Source organism: Labrys sp. 22185 (assembly GCF_052045555.1).
Taxonomy (GTDB): domain Bacteria; phylum Pseudomonadota; class Alphaproteobacteria; order Rhizobiales; family Labraceae; genus Labrys; species Labrys neptuniae.
The window spans coordinates 1-4,376 of the sequence record NZ_JBQEPH010000097.1 but is presented as its reverse complement, the minus strand read 5'-3'; the positions used below and the strand labels follow the sequence as shown (position 1 = coordinate 4,376).

The window sequence follows — 4,376 nt, the reverse complement described above, 5'->3', positions numbered from 1 at the left end:
AATGGCGGCCTTTGAACACGCAGAGCTCCTCAAGAAATCGAAGAGGTCCTCATGCCAAAGACAGGTTGCCATTTGGTTTGCGACAAAGCCCCCCGGTCTGGCAGACAATGACCAGCCTCACGCCGCGACGCTTTTGAACGCCTCGGGACTGACGCCGCCGAGATAACTATGGCGGCGGGTTCGGTTGTAGAAGACCGCGATATAATCGAAGCTGTCGGCTCGAGCGAGGTCTTGGGTTTTGTAGATGCGTTTTCGTATGCGCTTCTTTTTTCAGGCTGCTGAAGAAGGATTCCCCGACGGCGTTGTCCCAGCAATTGGCGCGCCTGCTCATGCTCGGCTCCAGATTGTGGGCCTGGCAAAACCGCTTGAAGGCGTCGCTGCCGTGTTGGCTGCCTTGGTCTGACGGCACAACGACGCGGCCGGCGGGGCTTTCTGCGCCACACGGCTATGCGCAGCGCATCCAGGGCCAGCTCCTTCATGAGATTGGGTTTCATCGACCAGTCGATGACCTTGCGTGCAAAGAGATCGACGACGACCGCCAAGTAAAGCCAGCCCTGCCATGTTCGGATATAGGTGATGTCGGTCACCCAGACCTTGTTGACCGCATTGACGGTAAGCTCGCGCTGTAGCCGGTTGGGAGCAATGATGGAGGGGCGGCCAGCAATAGTTCGAGGCTGTCTACCGCGATAGGGGCAGTCCAGTCTTTGGCGTGGATGCTTCCTCACTTTACGAACCGTTCATGGCTCACAATATTCCAACAGGCCATCAGCAGACCCTCGGCCATTCTCAGCTGGGAGGAAAACGGAAATAGATTCAGACCGCGTGGTAGATCCCCTCGGTAGAAAAAGGATGGTCAAAAAGGCAAAAACATCGACATGCGTCAGGAGCTTGAATTCCTGTCCAAGTTAAGAAGTCTAGCTACGTTGATCCTGAGAGCCTTAGCGATCTTAATGTAGGTGGTGAGCGGAGCGTCGGTACTTCCACCTTCTATACTCGAGACTTCTTCAATTGAAATATCCGCGTTGCGGGCGAGATCCTCGACAGTCAAGTTATTCATCTCACGCCAGATTAGGACAGTGCTTATTTGACGTGAATTTCTGTTAATGGAAGTGATTGGGGTCGGTTGCTTCATAGATCTTTGTACATCAGCCCTCATCCTATAGTAAGGGCTGCACGTGACCGTCATATCTCTACCGTTGGGAATATCGGAACGGCTTGATCCAAGGATTGTCTTGGCCATGTGAAACTCCGTTCGCGGCCGTGTTGGGCTCCGCGCATTCTTTTCTTGAGCAGGCCGTGTTTGGCCTTATCGAATTGGAAAATGCAGTGCTTTTGGAAGTCACGCACGTGGCTGGGCTTACCGTAGTCATCAAGTCTCTGGCGGCGCCCCGGGCTGACTGAGCAATCTTCCTTACGGCGATACTATGGGTTTTCTCGATCTCGAGATTGACTTGGTCCGCTGCGGATACTCGAAGTATATGAGCTGTATATCCGAACATTGAAACTGTCGCGATGACGGTCGCGACTGGGAAGAAAAGGTGGAGATCCATTTCACTCCTCCTCTAAACCGTTGCGAATTTCGGATGCCGCACCGATATTCCGTGATGCGGCAGCCAGCCCTCCTAGGGCTCGAAAAAGGCGGCCAGGGCACCAAACATCGAAGGGGGAGAGCATCCGGCCTATGCTTTCGTCGAGGCTGCGAACCGGATCGAGGCCAGCCCCAATAGACTAAGCCCAACGATGATAGTGGGCTTAGCGTCCCCGCTGGATTCTCCAGCCGGGACTATTTGCTGGAGCGATTCCGCGTAGTGGTGGCGAGGTAATATTCGTGAAGAAATGTTTGCAGGTGCATTTTCAGCAGGAGAAAAATTAGCAAGTATTTGTATCTTGATTGGCGACGGAACACCGACCTCGAAGGTCGTAGGTATACCCGCAAAGGCTCGAATATCACAGAATCGGAATCTACCTAAAACGCGTGAGGGCTCTTAGGCTCGGCGATGAGGAACAGACCCCCCTCCGAGCACCAAGAACGCACGGGCGGAAACGCCAATTATTCATTCCGACACACTCGCGAAGATCCCAAGAAAGCACCGCCTCCTCGTTAATCTCTCGGCCGAATCGACGGCTTGCCGCACCGATGCAGGGGCGACGGCGATCAAGCATGCTGTCGGGCGTATCTGGGTAATTTCCGAGCCTGCTATCGTTTCTGCAACGACGTATACCCCACAGTCGCGGGCTCGAAGCCTCGAGAGACAATCCGGGACCTGTATGCCTCCATTGCGGGCATGCTTATTTGATGCCGCCGTGGATGCTGTGGCGGATGAGTGGATCAGATAGGGGAGGCGATGATCGTCAGGGCAGTATTACCGATGTCATTTCTCGACGCGGGCGCGGCTAGCCGGGGCGCTCTCCCAAATAGGCTCGCCAGCCCCTATTAGTCGTCAGGCGTTTGGAATATCGGCCAATTGCTTGGCCTTTTCGGAATTGTCGATGGCTCTATCCCTGAGCAGTTACTACCCAAATAGATCGCTCATGCCCCATGAGGCACCTATGGCGCACGCTACGAACATAGTCAGCTATGAGCCTGCAGACGATTCTGCCTTGGCAGAGGGGGATCGGATCCGACACTCAATTGAGAAGGAATACCCAGATGCGAAGTTGCTCGAATCCAATTGCTGGGAGGTGACTTCGGATCAATCGGCTGGGGAGATCTCGAAAATCATCAGGGGTGATCTGAATCCCGACATCATCAGTGTAGTGCGAATGAGTGTTTGTGAGGCTCCGGAGACCACCAGTTAATGTTGCCGAAAGCCGATCCTTAGCGACCCACCCATCGGGATGAGAGGGCACAACACGTCATACTTTGTTCCTAAAATCGTCGACCACAAGAGGTGCGCTGAATTGTCATTCGCCTCGCCTACAGGACAGCCCAATGTTCGGTCGACGCGGATGAAGCGGGTCGGAATGTCCCGAGGGTGATCGTTGGTTCGAGCCAATTTGATATGAGGTGACAGGATTTTCGGGATCCAGCAGGGCCGCTTCCGCAGTCGGAGAGAGTGTCTCCGCCGCCACGACTTGGCATTCTTCTAAGCAGCTTCCGATTGCCACGAGTCCAGAAGGGCTACTATTCGCAGTCAGAGAGGATTTTCGGGCCAAATTACCTTTAAATCGGCACCATGGGAGGCCGGGTACCTCCAAAAAAGAAAACAACATACAGTGGCGATCGGCATGGGACTCCACGCCGTTTCACAGGCGGGTCTCTCACGTGGCGCCCAACGCCTCCGCTTGGCGTAACAAAGCCGTGGGAAGGGCACCCACCCATCACAACGGGTTGAAAAACAGGCTGAAGTTGCAGCCAACGGTGGCGAGGGCCGTGTTGTGAGCATCATCCCCTGGCGCCGGTTGTGGGGCCCATTCGCTGCTCGTTCATGCTTGGGCTTTTCGGCCGCCGTCGCCTCAGTTGTCACCGGAAGGCCGGCAACCTATGCCGCATCCTGCAGGCTTGAGCGAACGAAGGTGAAGGGCCTTCTACGCCCATGGGTCGCGGCCCGTTTTTGTGAGTGTCACGAGGATCGGTTTCATTTGCCCCCCCGGTTGTGGATGTGGCCTGTGATGACCATCATAACAAGGAACGAAAGGTACGCTGAACAATGCCTTCCCACCGCTGTACGCTGCTGCGCTCTAACAGCATTGCACCTTATGGAGTGGGGCGGGTCAGGCGCGTTCGCTGCACCCGCCGAGATCCGGAGGATGTCTTTTCGAGCCTGGTTCGCGTAGGCGGTGTGCCGTCGGTATTGGTACCGTTGGCGGGCGTCTCACGGGTGTCTTCGCTGTCGTGCCTCTGTATCTCCTGTGAAACATTGGAGCGCTTTTTGTAATATGAGCTTGCTGCGACAGCAAAGTCGCTATTCTTCGGCTGATTTTTTTGCGCAGAATTGTCATTTTTATTTTTCATAAGATCCAATCCAGTCATCAAGATGGGATTATAATCCTTATTTTGTCGATCTAATATGAATAAATATTTATTTAATCTAAGTATTTATAATTGCTCTTGTTTATCCCGTTGCATTCATCGAGGGCAATTCCGACAGGGGCCCACGCACATAGACGACGTCGATACCGATTTCCTGAGCCAAATCCGTTGCGGCTTTGACTGCATCGTCGCGGGTATGAAACGGCCCGATGGGATCGGAGGGGACAACGTCATCGGTGTATGTGGCGCTATTTACAACCCAAACGGGGCCGGTCAATTCAATCAGCACCCAATTGCTTTGTGTCGGAGGGCTTTCGTCTTCGCGAAGAAATCGAACCGTTGTCATCGCCGTTCCCTCACCAATCCTCATAGGACGAGAACGGCGTGGCGCTCGCAAGGTTCC

The 4,376-nt window shown here is 54.3% G+C and carries 2 protein-coding genes and 1 pseudogene; all 3 read right to left on the bottom strand.

What is annotated here, in order from left to right:
• Window positions 1-117: 117 nt before the first annotated feature.
• Window positions 118-680: pseudogene (locus tag ACTJKX_RS37890) on the bottom strand (IS3 family transposase); the annotation flags it as partial.
• Between the two features lie 200 nt (window positions 681-880).
• Window positions 881-1,057 (bottom strand): helix-turn-helix domain-containing protein, encoded by a 177-nt coding sequence (locus ACTJKX_RS37885; RefSeq protein ID WP_440728475.1) that lies wholly within the window; start codon window positions 1,055-1,057, stop codon window positions 881-883.
• A gap of 2,998 nt (window positions 1,058-4,055) precedes the next feature.
• On the bottom strand, window positions 4,056-4,376 hold a 321-nt coding region (locus ACTJKX_RS37880; RefSeq protein WP_440728474.1), incomplete at its 5' end, for an SPOR domain-containing protein.